This is a genomic window from Proteus faecis (assembly GCF_003144395.1).
GTDB classification, from domain to species: domain Bacteria; phylum Pseudomonadota; class Gammaproteobacteria; order Enterobacterales; family Enterobacteriaceae; genus Proteus; species Proteus faecis.
In genome coordinates this window covers 1-725 of the sequence record NZ_PENZ01000031.1, presented here as the reverse complement: position 1 = coordinate 725, position 725 = coordinate 1, and the positions used below count along the sequence as shown (strand labels likewise).

At 29.7% G+C, this 725-nt stretch carries 2 protein-coding genes; both read right to left on the bottom strand.

Features of this window, described 5'->3' with window-relative positions; all coding sequences use genetic code 11:
- On the bottom strand, positions 1 to 207 hold a 207-nt coding region (locus tag DK858_RS18310; protein ID WP_228407263.1), incomplete at its 3' end, for a hypothetical protein.
- The gene (locus tag DK858_RS08745) at positions 191 to 439 is read right to left on the bottom strand and encodes a hypothetical protein (RefSeq protein ID WP_109397083.1); all 249 of its coding nucleotides are present in this window, start codon (positions 437 to 439) and stop codon (positions 191 to 193) included. The genes DK858_RS18310 and DK858_RS08745, both read right to left, overlap by 17 nt.
- Between the last annotated feature and the right edge of the window lie 286 nt (positions 440 to 725).

Genomic DNA, 725 nt, shown 5'->3' with positions numbered 1-725 from the left:
CCCTATTCCAACGACTAACCCAGCCCATAGACTTGCTTTAATAATTTTCTTTAAAAACTCGATCGAAAAAAGAAAATCTCCACCAAAAAATAACCAAATAATACACTCACCTATGCAGTATATAAACAGTCCCATAATAAACAGGGCTACCACACACAAAATAGTCGTAACAAGAAAGTATTCAAATTGATTAATTTTTCGATTCACTATTTTTTTCCTTAACTTCTTTAATTTTATTTTGCATCAGAGCGTTTGTAGCCTCTGTTGTAAAAGCAGAACCTACACCTCCCAAAAGACCAGGAACTATACTCGGTTTCATATCCTTCGAAAGTCCATATAATCCGTTTATAGCTCCATCCTGCAATTGATGTACCCTGAGAGGCTTAATAGTTATATCAATTGTTCCCCCTGTAACTTGAGCATTAATTTTATTGCCCATTTTGTAAAACCATACTAACGCCTTTTATATTCTAAATAGTTAACTAAACAAATTACTACTCCTAAAAATAATCCCATTACTCCTCCTATTTTTAATGCCTCAATAAAATCATTTAATTCCCAAATAAACGAATTTTTTTCAAAATATAAAATTAGTTTAATTAGAAGTTTAATTAAGATTATTGTTAAAAATATAGTTACACACATACTCAAAGACCAAAATAAAAAATATATAAATAGTTTCATTTCTCATCCTCTGGTTTTAGTTCTTCTGTAATTATTTTATT

Coding starts and splice junctions, on each gene's coding strand:
- DK858_RS08745 (WP_109397083.1), bottom strand. CDS start 439: ATGGGCAATAAAATTAATGCTCAAGTTACAGGGGGAACAATTGATATA.